Origin of the sequence: Nitratidesulfovibrio vulgaris str. Hildenborough, assembly GCF_000195755.1 — a bacterium.
GTDB classification, from domain to species: Bacteria; Desulfobacterota; Desulfovibrionia; order Desulfovibrionales; family Desulfovibrionaceae; genus Nitratidesulfovibrio; species Nitratidesulfovibrio vulgaris.
This window is the reverse complement of the sequence record NC_002937.3, coordinates 3,135,040-3,154,347: the sequence shown is the minus strand read 5'-3', so window position 1 is coordinate 3,154,347 and position 19,308 is coordinate 3,135,040. Positions and strand designations below refer to the sequence as shown.

Below are 19,308 nucleotides of genomic sequence, written 5' to 3'. Positions count from 1 at the left end.
TTGTCCTTGCGAAGGCTTTAGATCAGGCCCTTTTCGGCCTGGGCCTGTATGGCCGTGATCGCGACGGTGTTCACGATGTCAGCCACCGTGCAGCCGCGGGAGAGGTCGTTGACGGGCTTGTTGAGGCCCTGGAGCACCGGGCCGATGGCCACGGCACCGGCGGCGCGCTGCACCGCCTTGTAGGTGTTGTTGCCGGTGTTCAGGTCGGGGAAGATGAACACGGTGGCCTGACCGGCGACAGTGCTGCCGGGCAGCTTGGTGCGTGCCACATCCATGTCGATGGCGGCGTCGTACTGCAGCGGGCCTTCCAGCAGCAGTTCGGGGGCGCGCTCCTTGGCGATGCGGGTGGCCTCGATGACCTTCTCCACGTCGGCACCCTTGCCGGAACTGCCGGTGGAGTACGAGAGCATGGCCACGCGCGGGTCGACGCCGAAGATACGGGCGGTGTGCGAGGCGCTGATGGCGATTTCGGCCAGCTGTTCGGCAGTGGGGTTGGGGTTCACTGCGCAGTCGCCGAAGACCAGCACGCGGTCCTTGAGGCACATCAGGAACACGCTCGACACGATGGACACGCCGGGCTTGGTCTTGATGAACTCGAAGGCCGGGCGGATGGTGTGTGCGGTGGTGTTGATGGCGCCGGAGACCATGCCGTCGGCATCGCCCTTGTGCACCATCATAGTGCCGAAGTAGGTGGGGTCGTTCATCATGTCGCGCGCCTGCTCCATGCTGATGCCCTTCTTCTTGCGGCACTCGTGGTAGGCTGCGACGTACTCGTCGAACTTGGGCGAGAGGTTCGGCTGGACAATCTGCACGCCGTCCATGTCGAGGCCGAGGTCGCCGATGCGCGAGCCTACGGTGTTGGCATCGCCCAGCAGGATGATGTCGGCCACTTCGCGGCGCACGAGGATGTCGGCGGCACGCAGGATGCGCTCTTCGGCCCCTTCGGGAAGGACGATGCGCATACGGTTGCGCTTGGCCTTCTCGATGAGGTTGAATTCGAACATCTTGGGCGTGATGCGGCTGGACTTGCGGTTGATCAGGCGCGAGCCGAGTTCGCTGCTGTCGATATGACGCTCGAACAGGGCGAGGGCCGTGTTGATCTTGCGGTCGTTGTCCGGCTCGATCTTGCCGTACAGTTCGTTCAGCGTCTGGATGGTCTTGTAGGTGTGGTCCTTCACCGACAGGATGGGGATGGGCACGCCCGTCCAGCCTTCGATGAGGCGATGGACGTTGGCTGCGGGCTCGAGGCCGCCGGTGAGCAGCAGGCCCGAGATGTCGGGATAGGCCGTGGAAAGACGCGAGGCGAGGCTCGAGAGGATGATGTCGGAACGGTCGCCGGGAGTGATGACGAGGCAGCCCTGCGAGACGTAGTCGAGGAAGTTGCCGATCTGCATGGCGGCGATGATGTAGTCGTCCACCAGCGTGTCGAGGCGACCGTGCCCGTAGAGCACCTGTGCGCCGAGCCACTTCTTGACGTCGTTCATGGTGGGCTTGCCGAGGGTGGACTCTTCGGGGAGCACGTACACGGCGAGCGGGTTCGAGCAGTTGACCTTGCACTCGAGGCTCTTGATGATCTCTTCGCGCTCGGCTTCGGTGACGGTGGCGCGGTTGATGACCGCCGTGACCACGTCGAGGCCCTTCTCGTCGAGAAGGTCGATGGTCAGCTGCGTCGAGGCGATGAGCTCACGGGCGGCCTTCTGCTGGCCGTTGGCCACCACCATGACGGGGCAGCCGAGGTTGGCGGCGATGTCGGCGTTGAGTTCGAACTCGAACGCGGCATCCTTGCCGAGAAAGTCGGTGCCCTCGCAGAGCACGAAATCGTAGGCGTCTTCGAGCTTCTTGTACTTCTTGAGGATGTTGTCCAGAAGGGTGGCGTGCTGACCGTTGTTGATCAGTTCGCGGGCGTCCTGCAGCGAGTACGCGTAGGTGTCCTCGTAGGCGATGTCGAGCCCGAAGTGACGCAGGATGAGATTGATGTCGTGGTCGCGGACGTCGGTGGACGCCTGATTGATGATGGGCCTGAAGAAGGCCACCTTGCGGACGTCGCGCAGCAGCAGTTGCATCATGCCTAGCACCACCGCGGACTTGCCGCTCTTCGACTCTGTCGCGGTGATGTACAGATTGTTGGACATACCTGTCTCCTTTTCCCTTGGGTACCGGTGACACCGGTCTCTATGGACTGCCGCCGGACCGTCTCCGGCGGCAGTCTTCACGTCCCTCGCGGGACGATGGATGCTACGTGTGCTGCGCTAATCCTAACCGAGCGAATCGGCGTATATCTCGATGCAGTGCTTCACCGCCACGCGGTCGCCGTGCTGCGAGAGCATGTCGGTCATCTGGAGCATGCAGGCGGGGCAACCGGTGGATACCACCTGTGCGCCCGAGTCCACGATGTTCTGACGCTTGCGCTCGCCAATCTGCTTCGACAGGTCGTAGTGGTACAGGTTGAAGCTGCCACCCGAACCGCAGCAGCGGTCGCATTCCGCCATCTCCACAAGGTCGTACTTGGGGTTCATGCGGATGAGGTTGCGCGGCTGGGCCGTGACGCCGAGCGACTTCTTCATGTGGCACGAGTCGTGGAACGTGACCTTGACGTTGCCCTTCGGCGCGTCGGCGGCCGGGGTCACACCCAGCACATCCACCACGAAGGCGTTCACGTCCATGGTCTTCTTCTCCAGTTCCTCGATCTGCTTGCGCATCTCGAAGGGGTAGTCGCCCATCATCTTGGGCCAGATCTCCTTGATGGTGGCGGTGCAGGTCGCGCACGGCGTCACCAGGTAGTCGAACTTGCCCTTGGCGAAGAGGTCGAGGTTCAGCTTCACCAGCTTATCATACGAGACCCTGTCGCCGGAAGCCAGCGAAGGAATGCCGCAGCAGGCCATTCCCTCGGGCATGTAGACGCCCACGCCGTGGTGGCTGAACACCTTGAGGCAGGCGTCGGCCACGCTGGTGAACATCTTGTCGCCGAGGCAGCCGGGGAAGAAGGCCACCTTCACGCCGCTCTTGCCAGCCGGGGTGTCCAGCGACTTGATGCGGCTGTGCAGCGACTTGGAGGCCAGACCCACGAAGTGACGGTCGCCGATGATGGGCGAGAGTATCTTCGAGCAGGACGAGCCGAGCAGGTCGTTCACCTTGGTGGTGAACAGCCCCTGGAACACCGAGCCCATGTCGAGCAGGGCGTTGAACAGCTTGGGGTTGGTCAGCATCCCGCGCAGGATGGCCTTCTTCACGGGCGAAAGGCCCATGTAGGAGTTCACGATGCAGCGTGCGCGCAGGAAGATGTCCATGATCTTGACGCCGGAGGGACAGTTGGCGCCGCACGAACCGCACAGGAGGCACTTGTTCAGCTTCTCCTGAACGCCTTCGGGGTCGGAGACCATCTCCTTGGCGAGGTTCTCGAGCAGGGCGATCTTGCCGCGGGTGACGTCCGCTTCCTTCATGGTCTCGGCGAACACCGGGCAGACTGCCTGACACATGCCGCACTTCATGCAGGCGACCATGTGGTCGTCCAGCTCCTGAAGCATCTTTGCGAGCTTGGTAAGGTCGGCCATGTCTCTAGGCTCCGATGATCTTGCCGGGGTTGAGGATGTACTTCGGGTCGATGGCGCGCTTCATGTTGCGCGAGTACTCGATGGTGGCCTTCGAGGTCTCCTTCTCCATCCACTTGGACTTGGCGAGGCCGATGCCGTGCTCGCCGGAGAGGGTGCCGTGCAGCGAAAGGGCCACGTCGAAGATCTCGTCGACGGCGCTCTCGACGCGCTCGAACTCGTGCTTGTCGCGGCGGTCGCACAGGATGGTCGGGTGCAGGTTGCCGTCGCCCGCGTGACCGAAGGTGCCGATGGCGATGTTGTGCTTCTTGGCGATGTCGTTGATGGCCTTGACCATGGCAGGAATCTGCGAGCGCGGCACGGTGGCGTCTTCAAGCACGGTGGTGGCGCGGGCGCGGGCAAGGGCGGGCAGGGCGTTGCGGCGGGCTTCCCACAGCTTGAACTTCTCTGCGGCGTCCTTGGCCACGTGCACTTCGGTGGCGCCGGAGGCGTTGAGGGCCTTCACCACGGTGGCGGCGTCGTCTTCGACCTGTGCCGGGTGGCCGTCCACTTCGATGAGCAGGATGGCGGCGGCTTCACGCGGCAGGCCTGCCTTGGTGAAGTCTTCCACGTAGTTGATGGACGACTTGTCCATGAATTCGAGGGTGCAGGGAACCACGTGGGCGGCGATGATGGCGGCAACGGCCTCGGACGCCTTGTTGACGTCGTCGAACACGGCCATCATGGCCTTGGAGGCCTTGGGCGGCGGCACGAGCTTGAGGGTGATCTGGCTGAACACGCCGAGCGTGCCTTCGGAGGCGGCCATGAGACCGGCGAGGTTGTAGCCGGTGACGCACTTGACGGTGCGCGAACCGGTCTTCACCAGACCGCCGTTCACATCGAAGAACTCGATGCCCATGACGTAGTCCTTGGTCACCCCGTACTTCAGACCGCGAAGGCCACCGGCGTTCTCGGCAACGTTGCCGCCGAGGGTGGAGACGGCCTGTGAACCCGGGTCGGGGGGGTAGAAGAGGCCGCGCTTGGCGACTTCGGCGGCGAACTTGGCGGTGACCACACCGGGTTCGACAACGGCGTACAGGTCCTGCTCGTTGATCTCGATGATCTTGTTCAGGCTGTTGGTGAGGATGACGATACCTTCGCGCTTGTCGGGGATGGTGCCGCCGGAAAGATTGGTGCCAGCACCGCGCACGGTGATGGGGTGGTCGTTCTCGTAGCAGAGCTTCACGAGCTTGCCGAGCTGTTCGGTCTCGGTGGGACGCAGCACGAGTGCGGGCACGACCTGATCGAGCACGGCCGAGTCGTAGGCGTAGCTCTGGCGGTCGGGTTCGCTGGTGAAGACGTTCTCTTTGCCGATGATGGCTTCGAATTCCTTGATGAGCGATGCGCTGGGCATGGTTCGTTCCTCGCGTCTCGGGTTGCTCCGCCCCGGAGCCGTCAAGGGGCGCAGTGGCGGAGGTATGTTCCGGAGCCGTGCTCCGTGTCTTGCTGGCTGGTTACACAGCCATACAGCAATATGCAAATGGGGGGCGGCCGCGGCTGCCGCCCCCCATGTCAGGCGATGTGTGTACTAGAACAGGTTGGGCAGGAACACGAAGCACATGAGCGACGCGATGATGCCCACAACCAGACCGTACAGCATGAAGGGCCAGAAGGTGCGCTTGAGGATCATGCCCTCGCGGCCGGCAAGGCCGACCACGGCGCACACTGCCACGATGTTGTGGATGCACACCATGTTGCCCATGGCGCCACCCACGACCTGCGCAGCGACGATGATCTGGCGGGGCAACTCGAGCTGAGCCGCAACACCCCACTGGAATTCGGCGAAGAGCAGGTCGGAGACGGTGTTGGAACCGGTGATGAACGCACCGAGACCGCCCACGTACGAGGCCAGCATGGGCCACGCGTTGCCGGCGAGCGCGGCGACGGCCTTGGCCATGGCCAGCGGCATGGACGGGTAGTTGTTGGGGTTGAGGGCCACGTCGGCGACGCCCGAACCGCGGAAGATGGAGACCAGCGCCACGGCGAAGAAGAGCGCGATGGTGGGGGCCTTCATCTTGGCGAACGATTCGCTCCACGCACGCTTCACCGCGTCACCGCTCATGCCGTGCAGCAGGATGGTGAGCAGCGCCACGAGGGTGAAGGGAATGGTGCCGGGCAGGTACAGGTAGTCGATGGAGGCGGAGACGCCCTTGAAGCCGAGGATGTTGTCGAAGGGAATCTTCTGGGCGGACAGGAAGCCCTTGAGGCCGAGGCTGGGCACGCGGGTGACCACGAGGATGGCACCGATGAGGATGTAGGGCAGCCATGCCTTGAACTGGCTCATGTGAGCCTTGAACTCGGTCTTGGCAGCGGTCTTGATGGTGCCGGTCCATTCGGGGTCCCAGGTCGACTGGGGGCCGAAGTCCCAGGTCTCTTCAGGCACGCAGAAGCCGCGCTTGGCACCGGCGACGATGATGCCGAGACCCACCAGACCACCGATCAGAGAGGGGAACTCGGGGCCGACGAACCATGCGAAGATGAAGTAGGGCACCGCAAAGGAGACGGCGGCGAACACGCAGAACTTCCACGCCTTGAAGCCTTCGCTCCACGACTTGTTCTGGCCGTAGAAGCGGGTGAGGAAGCCGAGCATGAAGATGGGCAGGATGACGATCATGAAACCGTGCATGATGGTCGCCCACTGGCCGATGACCTTGGCGAAGGAGCCGAAGTCGGTGAAGTTGAGGCCGGGGGTACCAGCGGTCACGGCGTCCTTCACCAGCGGGGCGAGGAACTTGAGGCCGATGAGAATGGGGGTGCCCACCGCGCCGAAGGAGACGCAGAACGAGTTGAAGACAAGGCAGATGACGGCTGCGGCGAGCGGGGGGAAGCCCAGCGAGAGCAGCAGCGGCGCAGCGAGGGCTGCTGGCGTACCGAAGCCCGCGGCACCTTCGATGAAGGCGGCGAACATGTAGCCGATGATGATGGCCTGGATGCGCTTGTCACGGCTGACGTTCTGCATCCCGTACTGGATGGTCTCCATGCCGCCGCTGTATTGCAGCGTGTACAGGATGATGATGGCGCCGAAGACGATGATCAGAACGCCGATGGCGGTGACGATGCCCTGCAGGGTAAGGGCGGTCACATAGCCGGCGGGCAGGTTCCAGACGCCGATGGCGCCGAGAACGCAGACGAGCCATGACAGGGGCATGGCTTTGGTGGCGGGCCAGCGCATGCCGACCATGAGCACCAGTGCCACCAGGATGGGCAGCAGGGCTACGAGAGCTAGAAGTTCGAGAGACATGGACACTCCTCGGAGTAGTGGTTGGCGGGCGGTCCCGATCCGCCCGCTTGTGGTAGGGAGACCGGAGAGGCGGCCGCAACGCCTCTCCGGTTCCGCATAAGCCGTTTACTTCCCGGAACGACCGTCGTCGCAGGCGGAACCGCCGTTGGTGCGAGCGTGTTCGGGGGTTTCAGAGACGGTGCAGTTCTCACCGGCTTCGCCAGCGGCGGCCACGGGGGCGCCGGGGGCGGCGGTGACGGCGGGCGCTTCAGCCATCTGCTTCAGCATGGAGTAGCGCTCGACGTATTCCTTCTCGATCTGGGCGCGCAGGCGCTTGGACTCTTCGGGCGCGATCTTCTCGAGCAGCGCGTAACGGTTCTCACCGGCAAGGAAGTCCTGCATGGTGCCGTCGGGTGCCTTGGATTCGAGCACGAAGGGGTTCTTGCCCTGGTCGGCCAGTTCGGGGTTGAAGCGGTAGAGGGGCCAGTAGCCGGATTCCACGGCCAGCTTGCCTTCTTCCATCGACTTGCCCATGCCCTTGCGGATGCCCTGGTTGATGCAGGGAGCGTAGGCGATGATGAGCGAGGGACCCTTGTAGGCTTCGGCTTCCTTGAAGGCCTTGAGAACCTGCTGCTTGTTCGCGCCCATGGAGATGGAGGCGACGTACACGTAGCCGTAGGTCATGGCCATGCGGCCGAGGTCCTTCTTGCCGGTCTTCTTGCCCGAGGCGGCGAACTTGGCGATGGAGCCGAGCGGGGTCGCCTTGGAGGACTGGCCACCGGTGTTGGAGTACACTTCGGTGTCCATGACGAGGATGTTGATGTCCTCGCCGGAGGCGAGCACGTGGTCGACGCCGCCGTAGCCGATGTCGTAGGCCCAGCCGTCACCGCCGAAGATCCAGACGGACTTCTTGGTGAACAGGTCGCTCATGTGCCACATCTCGTGCAGCACCGGATGGTCGTCGGCGGTGCCGAGCAGGGCGAGGATCTCGTCGCCGTACTTGCGCGAGGCTTCGGCGTCGTCCTTGCCGGCGAGCCAGCCTTCGAAGGCGGCGCGCAGTTCGGCGGGGATGTCGAGTTCGAGGGCTTCCTTCACGAGGTCGGCGAGCTTGGCGCGGCGCTGGTTGAAGGCCATGCCCATGCCGTAGCCGAATTCGGCGGCGTCTTCGAACAGCGAGTTACCCCATGCGGGGCCGTGGCCGTCCTTGTTGGTGCAGTAAGGCGTGGTCGGTGCAGAGGCACCCCAGATGGAGGAGCAGCCCGTGGCGTTGGCCACGATCATGCGCTCGCCGAACATCTGGGTGAGCAGCTTGACGTAGGGGGTTTCGCCGCAGCCTGCGCAGGCGCCGGAGAACTCCATCAGGGGCTGCTGGAACTGCGAACCCTTGAGGGAATCGCGGCCCATCAGGTCGTCCTTGATGGCGATGTTCTCTTCGGCGAAGGCGAGGTTGGGCACCTGTGCGTCGAGCTGGGTCTCGATGGGCTTCATGACCAGTGCCTTGTTCTTGGCGGGGCACACTTCGGCGCACGAACCGCAGCCGAGGCAGTCCTGAGCGAAGACCTGAATGCGGTACTTGAGACCGTTCAGTTCCTTGCCCTTGGCGTCGATGGTCACGAAAGAGGCCGGAGCGCCTTCCAGTTCCTCGGTGGTGGCGAGCACGGGGCGGATGGCGGCGTGCGGGCACACGAACGAGCACTGGTTGCACTGGATGCAGTTCTCGGACAGCCATTCGGGCACGTTGATGGCAACACCGCGCTTCTCGAAGGCGGCGGTGCCAACGGGGAAGAGGCCGTCAGGCTCGAACGAGGAGACGGGCAGCTTGTCGCCCTGCTGGGCGAGGATGGGACGCACCACGTCGGTGATGAAGCCGGGTTCTTCGGCACAGGCCACCGGCACGTCGACGGCATCGGCCCACGAAGCGGGGTACTTCACTTCCTGCAGGGCGTCGATGGCCTTGTCGACCGCGGCGATGTTCATGTTGACGATCTTGTCGCCCTTCTTGCCGTAGGCCTTCTTGATGGAGTCCTTCAGCAGTTCGACGGCCTGTTCGAAGGGAATCACGCTGGCCAGCTTGAAGAAGGCCGTCTGCATGATCATGTTGATGCGGCCGCCGAGACCCACTTCGGTGGCCACCTTCACGGCGTCCACGTTGTAGAACTTCAGCTGCTTGCGGGCGATGGTGCGACGCATGGATGCGGGCAGTTCGCGTTCCATGTCCTCCACGCTGGTCCAGTGGGAGTTCAGCACGAAGGTGCCGCCTTCCTTGATGCCTTCCAGCACGTCGTACTGGTTCACGTAGGCCGACTTGTGGCAGGCCACGTAGTCGGCGCGGTTGACAAGGTAGGTCGACTGGATGGGGCTCTTGCCGAAGCGCAGGTGCGACACGGTGAAGCCGCCCGACTTCTTGGAGTCGTAGGCAAAGTAGCCCTGGGCGTACATGTCGGTGTTGTCACCGATGATCTTGATGGCCTGCTTGTTCGCACCCACGGTGCCGTCGGCGCCAAGGCCGAAGAACTTGCACTGCACGGTGCCGGTGGGCACGGTGTCGAGGTCGGCTTCGACTTCGAGCGAGGTGTCGGTCACGTCGTCGATGATGCCCACGTTGAAGTGGTTCTTGGGGCCGTTGACCTTCATGTTGTCGTACACGGCCTTGACCATGGCGGGCGTGAACTCCTTCGAGCCGAGGCCGTAGCGACCGGCGATGAGCTTCGGCATTTCGCCGCGCTCCATGAAGGCGGTACACACGTCAAGGTACAGGGGTTCGCCGAGGGCGCCCGGTTCCTTGGTGCGGTCGAGGACGGTGATGGTGTCGGCGCTGGCGGGCAGCACGGCCATCAGGTGTTCGACGGAGAACGGACGGTACAGGCGAACCTTCACGAGGCCCACGCGCTGACCGGCGGCGTTCAGGTAGTTGACCACCTCTTCGATGGTCTCACAGCCGGAACCCATGGCGATGATGACGCGGTCGGCTTCGGGGTGACCCACGTAGTCGAAGGGCTTGTACTTGCGACCGGTGATCTCGCCCACCTTCTTCATGTACGAGGCGACGATGCCGGGCACGGCGGCGTAGAAGGGGTTGGCCGCTTCACGAGCCTGATAGTAGATGTCGGGGTTCTGGGCGGTGCCGCGGATGTGCGGATGCTCAGGGTTCATGGCGTTCTGGCGGAAGTTCTCGACCTTCTCCCAGTTCACCAGCTTCTTCATGTCGTCGTAGTCGATGACTTCGATCTTCTGCAGTTCGTGCGAGGTGCGGAAGCCGTCGAAGAAGTGGCAGAAGGGCACGCTCGATTCGATGGCGGAGAGGTGCGACACCAGCGCAAGGTCCATGCACTCCTGCACCGAGGTGGAGGCGAGCATGGCGAAACCGGTCTGGCGTGCGGCCATCACGTCCTGATGGTCGCCGAAGATCGAGAGGGCGTGGGCGGCGATGGCGCGCGCGGAGACGTGGAATACGCCGGGCAGCAGCTCGCCGGAGATCTTGTACATGTTGGGGATCATCAGCAGCAGGCCCTGCGACGCGGTGTACGTCGAGGTGAGGGCGCCTGCGGCGAGGCAGCCGTGCACGGCACCTGCGGCACCGGCTTCGGACTGGAGCTGACGCACTGCCACGGTCTGACCGAAGATGTTCTTCTTGCCCTGAGCGGCCCACTCGTCGGCCGCCTCACCCATGTTCGAGGACGGGGTGATGGGGTAGATGGCGGCGGTGTCGCTCAGCGCGTACGCAACGTACGCGGTGGCGGTGTTGCCATCCATCGTCTTCATTTTCTTGGCCATTTACGATCTCCTTTTTCTGCCCTGTGGTGGGCGCGTGGTGAAAATGGCATGCCGCCGGGGGCCGGAGGCTGGAGTTCACGGTGCTTGCGGGCGAGCCCGAGACCGTTGCGCGGAGAGCGCGAACTCCGCAAGTTTAACAAGAAATGTGCCAATGGTGTGTTATCTGTAACTATGCTGTAACCTTGGTTTTTCCTCCGGCTGTCGTTTCTCGTGGATGGGGTTGCGTGGTAGCGTGTCTTGAAAAGCGGACTTCGTGTGGCGTTACCCTACTGACAATGCGCCGAAGATGGCGATGATGCCATGATTGTGCGGGTAAACGGCCTACCGGGTGGCTGTCTGAAAAAGTGGACGTAGGGGCGCGGTGTCGGGTCGTGTCTGAAAAAGCGGATGGGGTGTGTGCGACCACGGTTCAGAGTGTCATATTATTCTTTTTTAGCAGCGCATAAAAGTGGGAACGTGAAAGCCCGGAAATATCGAGCATCTCCTGCAGGCTGCCTTCGGTCTGGGCGATGAGCAGTTCCAGATAGCGCTTTTCCATCAGGCGTTTGAAGCTCTTGAGGGGCGGAAGCGACACACTGGTGCCTTCCGTGACGTCATGAAGCTTCACCGACGCCTCTTCGTGGTCTGCTGTCTGGGGCGACCGTGCAAGGCTTGCGCGTGTGATCTTGATGCGCACGTCCTGCGGCAGGTGCATGGCGTAGAGCACCCCTTCAAGGCCGGAGATGACGAACGAGCGCTCAAGCACGTTGAAGAACTCGCGCACGTTGCCCGGCCAGTCGTACTGGGCGAGTTGCTGGAAGAAGTCGGTGGCGAAGCCCTTGGCGGGCACGCCGTATTGTTCGGCCAGCCTGTTCATGTGGAAGATGGCGAGCGGCTTCAGGTCTTCAGGGCGCGTTCGCAGCGGCGGCAACTCCACGTGCACGGTGTTGAGGCGAAAGAGCAGGTCCTTGCGGAATTCTCCCCTCTCGACCATGGCATCGAGGTCGCGGTTGGTGGCGGAGATGAGGCGGAAGTCGCTGCGAATCTCCTGCGTGCCGCCTACGGGCCTGAACGACCGTTCCTGCAGGATGCGCAGGAAGGCGCGCTGGATGGCGAGAGGCATCTCGCCCACTTCGTCGAGGAACAGCGTACCGCCGTCGGCGAGTTTCACAAGACCGTCGCGGTCCTGCTGTGCGCCGGTGAAGGCCCCGCGCTTGTGCCCGAAGAGGGTGCTTTCCACGAGCGATTCGGTCAGTGCCGCACAGTCCACCACCACGAAGGGGCCGTTCCTGCGAGGGCTGTTGCGGTGGATGGTGCGGGCCAGCAGTTCCTTGCCCGTGCCCGTTTCGCCGGTGACGAGGACGTTGGCTTCCGTGGTGGCGGCATTGGCCACGAGGTCGAAACACTGGCGCATGGAGGGACTGATGCCCACCACGCCGTCAAGGTCCAGTGCCACCGTGCCCCCGCCGCCCTTGGAGAGCTTCTCGGCCCGGTACTGGAGGGCCCGTGCGAGGGTCAGCGTGGTCTGTTTGATGGGCGTCGGCTTGACGAGGTAGTCCCACACCCCGCCCTGAATGGCCAACTCGGCATCGTCGGGGTCGCCTTCGCCGGTGAGGATGATGACCTCGGGGTGCGACGGGGCCTGCCTGATGCGTGGCAGGGCGTCTATGCCATTGCCGTCCGGGAGGCGCACGTCGAGAAAGACCACGTCGACGGGTGCGGTCTCGAGGATGGCAAGCCCCTGCTCAAGGCTGTGGGCCGTTTCACACGCGTAGCGAAGCCGCGCCAGAAGGCTGGCGATGGTTTCGCAGACCTGAACGTCGTCGTCTATGACGAGGATGGTGGGCACTGTCATGCGCTCCCGCTACGGCTGAGGACACGTGCAAGCGCGTCCGCAATGATGTTCCGGTTGTAGGGCTTGTGGATCATGGTGCGGATGTTGCCCGCACGGGCCGCGCCTTCGGCGGCCACTTCGCGCCCTGAAACAAGAATCACGGGAACTTGCGGGGCAATATCGCCTATTTTGGCCGCAAGCTCAAGTCCATTGGCCTCGGGCATGTCGAAGTCGGTGAGCACGAGGTCGAACATGGCGGGATGTTCGCGCAGGGCTTCGAGAGCGCGAAGGGGGTTCTTGAAGGCGCGCACGCTGTAGCCGAGGCTTTCGAGCACACGCGGGATGGTGTGCAACTGGTCGTCATCGTCCTCCACGAAGAGGATGCGCCCGTGCCCTTCGTGCGGTGCAGGGGCGTCTGCGGGTGACAGGGGGCATTCGGTCTGTTCCTGCATGGGAAGCAGGATCTCGAAGGCGGTTCGCCTGTGGGCGAGGCTGGACACCCGTATGGCACCCCTGTGGCCCTTGATGATGCCGTGCACCACCGCAAGGCCGAGCCCCGTACCTTCGGTCTTGCCCTTGGTGGTGAAGAAGGGGTCGAATATCTTGTCCAGTATCTCCTGCGGGATGCCCGGCCCGTTGTCCGACACAGTGAGACGCAGCCAGCACCCCGGTTCGACGCCGAAGGCATGGGCCTCTTCGGGGCCGATGGGTTCCTGTTCGAGGTTGATGTCGAGCACCCCGCCCGATTCGCGCAGGGCATGGAACGAGTTGGTGCACAGGTTCATGATGACCTGATGCAACTGGGTGGGGTCTGCCCGCGTGATCGAGGGGTCGGGCGGCACGGCGGTGCGCACCTGAATGTTGCGCGGCATCGATGCCTTGATGAGCACCAGTGCCTCGGTGACCACCTCGTTGAGGTCGACGGTGGTGAAGCCCTCCACCGAAGGACGGCTGAAGGTGAGAATCTGCTTGACCAGACGGCTGCCGCGTTGCGCCGCCTTGAGGGCGCGCATGAGGTCGGTGAAGGTCAGCGAGTCGGCCGCCACGTCGTTGATGGCAAGTTCGATGGAGTTGATGATGGAGGTGAGGATGTTGTTGAAATCGTGCGAGATGCCGCCGGCCAGCGTGCCGATGGCCTCCATCTTCTGCGACTGGAGGAGCTGTCGTTCGAGGTGGATGCGCTGGGTCACGTCTTCGGCGGTGGTGAGCAAACCCACCACATCGCCCCGTTCGCCCATGAGGGGCACGCGACTCGTCTCGAGCCACACCTTCTCCCCTGCGGGCGAGGTGATGGTCAGCTTGGACTGGTAGCGGGGGTTGCCCGTCTCGATGACGGCATGGTTGGCCTCCTGCACGATCCAGTGCACTGCCGTCGTGAGGATGTCGTTCATGGTCAGGCCGCTGATATCATGCGATTCGGCGAAGCCGAAGAAGGTGAGGAACGAGCGGTTGGCCCCGATGAAGCGCAGGTCGCGGTCGGTCCAGTAGACGAACTGGGGGATGTTGTCGAGAACCAGCCGCAACATGCGTTGCGAGGCGGAGAGGGCGCGTTCGGTCTCCTTGCGTTTGGTGATGTCCTCGGCATAGCCCTCCACGAGGCGGAGTGCGCCCAGCGCGTCGCGCCGGATGAGCAGCGTGAGGTGCATGGTGCAGCGGTTGCCGTCGGGGCGCTGCACATCGGCGACCCACGTGAGGATGCCCTCATGCCCCACCCGTGCGAGGTCGAGGCCGGAAAGCAGGGCGTCCATGGCGGGGCGGCCCTGTTTCATGATGGCGGGTGACGAGTCGTAGCCCGCCATGCGTGCGAACGCGGGGTTGGCGTCGGAGAGGCTGCCCTCCGGGGAGAGACGGAAGATGCCGAGGGGCGAGCTTTCGAAGATGGAGCGGTACTTCTCTTCGGCGGCACGCAGGCTGTCTTCGGCCCTTTTGCGGTCGGTGTAGTCGACGACGACCCCCACAAGCCCCGCGATGGCCCCGCGCGCGTTGCTGTAGGTCGCCTTGTGCACGATGACGTTGCGCGCCTCCCCATCGGGCCCCGGCAGGGTGTCGTCATAGGCGGCCTGCCCCGGTTCACGCATGAGGTCGGTGTCCACGGCATTGCGCAGCAGCGCCAGACGTTCACCCGCCTGCCATTCGTATCGGCCCAGCACGGACTCGCGTTCCACGGAGAAGAACTGCAGGAAGGCGAGGTTGCACTCGCGGATGCGTCCGTCGGCGTCCTTGCTGTAGACCGGCAGTGGAATGGTGTCGGTGAGCTGCCGCAGGTACGAAAGCTGGTCCTTGATCTTGCCCTCGACCCGGCGTTTGTCGAGGATGTTCATGACCAGCAGCACCAGTGTCAGCGAGAGGATGACGAGACTGATGATGATGGTCCAGAAGACCTGCTTGTTGAGCTCGTAGAACCTGCTCGGTTCGTTGATGACCACGCTGCCGGGGGGCAGCATGGAACGGCTGATGAACAGGCGTGTCAGTTCCTTGTTGTCGAACATGTACTCTTCGTCGGCACGTTCGATGATGGGGATGGCGTCGGCCTTTTCGCCGTCGAGCACGCGCAACGCCAGTTCCGCCGCCATCTCGCCATGTCGCACGCCGGAGATGAGCTTGCCGCCCACGATGCCGTGGTCGAGCAGGAACTCCCAGTTGCTGTACAGCGGGGCGCGCGAGTTGGCGCGCACCTTCTGCAGCAGTTCCTCGGCGGTATAGAAGAGGCCGCCGATGTCCCGGTAGATGGGCACGAAGTAGAAGAAGGTGTCGGCGGGCTGTTCGCGCACCCATGCGAGCATCTGGTCTAGGCGGTAGTCCGTCCACTCCTCGACCTCGATGCGGTCGCGCAACGGTGCCACCTGCGCCATGACCTGGTTGCGGATGGCGGCACCCGTCACCGAGTCGTCACCGATGATGACCATGCGCCGTAGCTGGGGGTTGAAACGCAGGGCGAGTTCGATGTTGGCGGCGACATCGTAGTCCTCGATGACCCCCGTCATGTTGCGACCGCGAAGGCTCTCGGGCTTCACGTCGTTGAGGCCGCAGAAGACCACGGGCACACCGGGGAAAAGCTCGTCGCGGAAGCGTGTCAGAAAGTCCATCGCCGCATTGTCGGAGGCGATGATGAGGTCGAAGCGCGTGTCGCGGAACTTGTCGCGGTAGAGGCGGTAGAGGGTCTGTTCGGTCTCCTTGTACAGGAACTTCTTGGAGTCCATGTATTCGACCTGAAAGACGAGGGCGCGCCCCGAAGCCTCCAGTACCTTGCGGATGCCGGCGAGGATGTCGTCGGACCACGAATAGCCGTTGTGGTACGAGTTGAGATAGAGCACGGCCTTGCGGCTCGCATCGGCATGTGCCGGGGCGGGCGGGGCGCACAGGACGCAGCACAGGCACAGGACGATGGCGCACAGTGCGCGTTGGAGAAGGGCTTTGATGGCGGGCTGTGTGTGCATGGCGGCTCCGTGACATGGACTGACTGCGCGCACATTCGGGTGCGGTGCGTCCCGTCAGGGAATGGTATTGCCGGGGTTCTTCGTCCCGGTCAAGGGATGGTGCCCGCTTCCCGGCGTCGTCATCTTCACGGATGTGCCCGCTGTGGTGCCCGCTACCGTGTCCGCGCATGAAGCGGCATGTCCTGCGGGGTCGCCGGTGCTGCCTCGTGTGTCGGGCCTTCCGCCTCTGCGAGATGGTTCCCGGGGGCGCGACTGTCCGATGGGCGCGTCGCATGTGTGGGACCTTCCGTTTTCCCCGCCTGCGGGGGCGGCGCTGCCGTGTCGCAGAAGTCGCTCTCACGGTCTTGCCCCTGCCCCGCGGGTGTATGGTATGCTCCTCGTACGGGCATGGAGGTGCAGCATGGACAGGGACACGGTAGCGGGCCTGATGGCCGACGCACTGCTTGAGCGGCGGTTCAGGCACAACGACGGCGCGCATCCAGCGCTGGCAGCCTTGCGTGAACTGGCCGTGAACCAAGGGACCGACGCAGGAAGGCGCATGGTCGCGGACGACCCGCACGAGGTAGGCAGTCCGCCGCTGTCCCCCATCGACCCGGTGGAGTTGTTGCAGCATGACGGTGCATTGCCATCCCTGCCCACGGTGTACGTCGAGTTGCGTCAACGTCTTGCAGACCCCGATTGCTCGGTGCGCGAGGCGGCGGAGGTCATCACCCGCGACGCGGGGTTGACGGCGTGGCTGCTGCGCGTGGTCAACAGCGCCTCGTACGGACTTTCGGGCCGGGTGGACACGGTGACGCAGGCTGTGGCGGTGGTGGGCATGCGCCAGTTGGAGACCATGGTGGCGAGCGGCATGTTGCAGTCACTCATGCGGTCCGTGCCGCGAGGGCTGGTGGACATGGAACGGCTATGGCGGCACAGCCTCGCCGTGGGCGGGGCGGCACGCGAGATATGGCGGCTCATGGGGCGGCCCGACCCTGAAAGGCTCTTCGTGGCGGGGGTGCTGCACGACGTGGGGTATCTTGCCTTCGTGATGATGGCACCACAGAAGGCTGCCCAGCTTGTGCCCCGGTTGCGTGCCTCGCATCTGCCGGGGCATCTCGCCGAGCGTGAACTTCTCGGTTTCGACCACGCCAAGCTGGGGGGCATGTTGCTGCACAAGTGGAACATGCCCGTGCCGCTCGTCATGTCCGTGCTGCGTCATCATGAGCCGGAATCCGTGCCCTCCATGCCCGAACCTTCGGTCATCCATCTTGCCGATATCGTGGCCCGCGCCATGGGGTACGGGCCCGACGCAGAGAGTGCGGTGCCTCCGCTGTCCGCCTCCGCGTGGGAGGCGTCGGGGCTCACCCCGCAGCATCTGGAGGCCGTAGCCAACGCCATGACCGCCATGGTGGACGACCTCGGCACCGCCGTCATGTGCACCACCGTGTAGTGTCGGCTTCCCGTCGCACGGGGATGCAGCCGCATCCCGCAGGGTGTCAGGTATGTGCCCGTGGCCTCTGCGAAGCCTGCCTTTTCTCCCGCCGTACATGGATTCGTCGCGCATGGCATGTGCCTTGCTTCCGAACCTCCAGACACTGAAGTCAGGAGGATGCACACATGCTGTTTCTGCTGGGCGGTAACGACAAGAAGAAGGCCAAGGCCGAGAACACCCCGCGCACCGAGAACATGGAGAGGGTTCGCGAACTCTTTCTCAACGGTCGTTTTCCCGTGGTGACCACCGACCGGGTCGAAGGGCGTGCCATTTCGCGCGTACTCGGGCTGGTGTGCTGCCGCGGCTACGATTCGGACGAGACCTTCTTCGGCATGGCGGCGCGCGCGGTGAACAAGGGCGCACAGGCCATCATCGGCTACAGCGAGAACGTGGCCTTCCACCCCGACGGCAGCAAGTACTTCTCGTGCTACGGCACGGCGGTGCAGTTCGAGCGTGACGACAAGGAACGCGACAGGCTTGCCCTCGAAGTGTAGGGTGGCGTACATCCTGCCGAAAAAGGACTCGGGGCATGAAGGTTCTGTGCATCAATCCGCCTGACGACCTTGCGGCGCTGCTGGGCGACGGCGCATCGTTCGTCTCCACGATGGAGCCCTTGGGACTGCTGTACGTGGCGGCGGCGTGCCGCGAGGCGGGGCACGAGGTGGCGTTCATCGACGCCTATGCCGAGAACCTCGATGAGGAGACGCTCATGCGGCGCATCCGCGATGCGGCCCCGCAGGTGGTGTCCTTCACCTCGTTCACGTCCAACGGCGGTTTCCTGTACACCTTCGGGCGCAGACTGCGGCAGGAGATGCCGGGGGTGCACGTCCTTCTCGGCAACGTCCACGCCACCATCTATGCACGGCAGTACCTCGCCAGCGGTTGCTGCGACGTGGTGGTGCGGGGTGAGGGCGAAGAGGTCATGCCTGCGTTGTTGCGCGTACTCGAGGAAGGCGGAGACCTCGCCACCGTGCCCTCCATCGCCTATGTGCGTGACGGCGTGGTCGCCGAGACGGGCGGGCACGCCTTCGTGCGCGACCTCTCCACCCTGCCGTTGCCAGCCCGCGACCTCACGCGCAAGGAACTCTACAGCTTCGCCAGAACGCCCAACTTCAGTCTGTACCGTACCCCGGAGGGCAAGACGGAGAAGCATCTCTTCTCGTCCCGGGGGTGCGTCAACCGCTGCACTTTCTGCGTGGCGCACAAGAACATCGGCATCCGCGTGCGGCCCATCGATTCCGTCATCGGCGAGGTCGACCTGCTGCTGCGCGAGTACGACGCCGGCTACATCTTCTTCTGCGACTCGCTGTTCACCAGCCGCAAGAAGCGCATCATCGAACTCTCGGACGCCCTGCGGCATCATTTTCCCGGTCTGCGCTGGGGGTGCGAGGCGCACGTCAACACCATCGACGAGGACAGCGTCCGTGCCATGGCTGCGGGCGGCTGCGTGGACATGAACTTCGGCATCGAATCCGGCGTGGACAGGCTGCTTACGGCGGTCAACAAACGGCAGACCACGGCCCAGATAGCCGACGCCATCCGCATGGTGAAGCGGGTGAGTCGCATCAACGCCATCGGTCTCTTCATCCTCGGGTTGCCGGGTGAACGCCCGGAGGACAGTGACGCCACCATCGACTTCGCATGCAGCCTGCCGCTGGACATGGCACAATTCTCCATCCTGACGCCATATCCGGGGTCGCCCATCTTCGAGCAACTCCGGGCCGAGGGCATCATCGACGACGGTGTGCGCCCCGGCGACACTCTCGACCCCGAAGTCTGGCGTCGGTATTCGTCGTACGCCTCTTTTTCGGACAACAAGCCCATATGGGTGACGCCCGAACATTCGGTCGAAGGACTGCTTGCGGCGCAGAAGCGCGCCCTGCGGCGGTTCTACCTGCGCCCGCGTCCGTTCCTCATCCAGTTGCGCAGGCTGCGCCCCGCCGACCTGCTGGACACGGCCCGTACGTTCTTCAAGACGTTCTTCTAGACCGCGCACGCGCGCG

At 63.9% G+C, this 19,308-nt stretch carries 10 protein-coding genes; 3 read left to right on the top strand and 7 right to left on the bottom strand.

The genetic code is table 11. The features are described from left to right. Nucleotides 1-17: 17 nt before the first annotated feature. The 7 genes from pta to DVU_RS14215 all read right to left on the bottom strand — a co-directional run bounded on the left by pta (nt 18) and on the right by DVU_RS14215 (nt 15,831). A complete protein-coding gene (gene pta, locus DVU_RS14245) occupies nt 18-2,132 on the bottom strand; it encodes a phosphate acetyltransferase (RefSeq protein WP_010940288.1) in 2,115 nt (704 codons plus the stop codon). A gap of 123 nt (nt 2,133-2,255) precedes the next feature. Next, entirely contained in the window at nt 2,256-3,551 is a 1,296-nt protein-coding gene (locus DVU_RS14240; protein WP_011791554.1) for a (Fe-S)-binding protein, read from the bottom strand. Between the two features lie 4 nt (nt 3,552-3,555). Further along, nucleotides 3,556-4,941, bottom strand: coding sequence for an FAD-binding oxidoreductase (locus DVU_RS14235; RefSeq protein WP_010940286.1), 1,386 nt, complete (start codon nt 4,939-4,941; stop codon nt 3,556-3,558). 174 nt (nt 4,942-5,115) lie between these two features. Then, nucleotides 5,116-6,828 carry an L-lactate permease gene (locus DVU_RS14230; protein WP_010940285.1) on the bottom strand — a complete coding sequence of 571 codons (1,713 nt, stop codon included), beginning with the start codon at nt 6,826-6,828 and terminating at the stop codon, nt 5,116-5,118. A 105-nt stretch (nt 6,829-6,933) separates the two neighbouring features. Beyond that, a complete protein-coding gene (gene nifJ, locus DVU_RS14225; protein WP_010940284.1) occupies nt 6,934-10,581 on the bottom strand; it encodes a pyruvate:ferredoxin (flavodoxin) oxidoreductase in 3,648 nt (1,215 codons plus the stop codon). 409 nt (nt 10,582-10,990) lie between these two features. Then, nucleotides 10,991-12,415 carry a sigma-54-dependent transcriptional regulator gene (locus DVU_RS14220; RefSeq protein ID WP_010940282.1) on the bottom strand — a complete coding sequence of 475 codons (1,425 nt, stop codon included), beginning with the start codon at nt 12,413-12,415 and terminating at the stop codon, nt 10,991-10,993. Beyond that, a complete protein-coding gene (locus tag DVU_RS14215) occupies nt 12,412-15,831 on the bottom strand; it encodes a hybrid sensor histidine kinase/response regulator (RefSeq protein WP_010940281.1) in 3,420 nt (1,139 codons plus the stop codon). Before DVU_RS14215 ends, DVU_RS14220 begins: the two co-directional genes overlap by 4 nt. A gap of 400 nt (nt 15,832-16,231) precedes the next feature. On the opposite strand from DVU_RS14215, the gene DVU_RS14210 reads away from it, so the two are divergent. The 3 genes from DVU_RS14210 (at nt 16,232) to DVU_RS14200 (ending at nt 19,292) form a co-directional block, all read left to right on the top strand. After that, on the top strand, nt 16,232-17,263 hold the full coding sequence (locus DVU_RS14210; RefSeq protein ID WP_014524599.1) for an HDOD domain-containing protein: 1,032 nt from the start codon (nt 16,232-16,234) through the stop codon (nt 17,261-17,263). A gap of 167 nt (nt 17,264-17,430) precedes the next feature. Continuing rightward, nucleotides 17,431-17,799, top strand: a complete 369-nt coding sequence (locus DVU_RS14205; protein WP_010940279.1) for a hypothetical protein — start codon at nt 17,431-17,433, stop codon at nt 17,797-17,799. A gap of 35 nt (nt 17,800-17,834) precedes the next feature. Continuing rightward, nucleotides 17,835-19,292, top strand: coding sequence for a B12-binding domain-containing radical SAM protein (locus DVU_RS14200; protein WP_010940278.1), 1,458 nt, complete (start codon nt 17,835-17,837; stop codon nt 19,290-19,292). Nucleotides 19,293-19,308 lie beyond the last annotated feature (16 nt).

What these genes read in the sequence shown, in the direction of transcription:
- pta (WP_010940288.1), bottom strand. Translation starts at nt 2,132, where the DNA reads ATGTCCAACAATCTGTACATCACCGCGACAGAGTCGAAGAGCGGCAAG.
- DVU_RS14240 (WP_011791554.1), bottom strand. Translation starts at nt 3,551, where the DNA reads ATGGCCGACCTTACCAAGCTCGCAAAGATGCTTCAGGAGCTGGACGAC.
- DVU_RS14235 (WP_010940286.1), bottom strand. Translation starts at nt 4,941, where the DNA reads ATGCCCAGCGCATCGCTCATCAAGGAATTCGAAGCCATCATCGGCAAA.
- DVU_RS14230 (WP_010940285.1), bottom strand. Translation starts at nt 6,828, where the DNA reads ATGTCTCTCGAACTTCTAGCTCTCGTAGCCCTGCTGCCCATCCTGGTG.
- nifJ (WP_010940284.1), bottom strand. Translation starts at nt 10,581, where the DNA reads ATGGCCAAGAAAATGAAGACGATGGATGGCAACACCGCCACCGCGTAC.
- DVU_RS14220 (WP_010940282.1), bottom strand. Translation starts at nt 12,415, where the DNA reads ATGACAGTGCCCACCATCCTCGTCATAGACGACGACGTTCAGGTCTGC.
- DVU_RS14215 (WP_010940281.1), bottom strand. Translation starts at nt 15,831, where the DNA reads ATGCACACACAGCCCGCCATCAAAGCCCTTCTCCAACGCGCACTGTGC.
- DVU_RS14210 (WP_014524599.1), top strand. Translation starts at nt 16,232, where the DNA reads ATGGACAGGGACACGGTAGCGGGCCTGATGGCCGACGCACTGCTTGAG.
- DVU_RS14205 (WP_010940279.1), top strand. Translation starts at nt 17,431, where the DNA reads ATGCTGTTTCTGCTGGGCGGTAACGACAAGAAGAAGGCCAAGGCCGAG.
- DVU_RS14200 (WP_010940278.1), top strand. Translation starts at nt 17,835, where the DNA reads ATGAAGGTTCTGTGCATCAATCCGCCTGACGACCTTGCGGCGCTGCTG.